The sequence below is a fragment of the Rhizobium sp. KNZ2-6A genome (genome assembly GCF_056755475.1).
This window is the reverse complement of sequence record NZ_JBNDIC010000160.1, coordinates 1-248: the sequence shown is the minus strand read 5'-3', so window position 1 is coordinate 248 and position 248 is coordinate 1. Positions and strand designations below refer to the sequence as shown.

The 248-nt window shown below is 60.9% G+C and carries 1 pseudogene; it reads right to left on the bottom strand.

Annotated elements, in window-relative coordinates:
• Window positions 1-248, bottom strand: a pseudogene (gene purU / locus ACPYOP_RS33030) (formyltetrahydrofolate deformylase); the annotation flags it as partial.

The window sequence follows — 248 nt, the reverse complement described above, 5'->3', positions numbered from 1 at the left end:
CAATGGCCGAAGCGCGAGACCATGAGCAGCACCTTCATGCGCTTCCTGGCATCGTGGATCTCCGCCTCCATGGCGAAGGCTTCGGCGATCGGCTTGAAGCCCTCGACCAGCTCGGCCTCGCCGACGCCTTCCTCGGAGATGAAGGAGACGCGCATGAAGAACTTGCCGGTATCGAGATCGTCGAACTGGCTGGAATCGACGATGTTGCAGCCCTGCTCGGCCAGGTAATTCGAGATCGCCGCAACGAT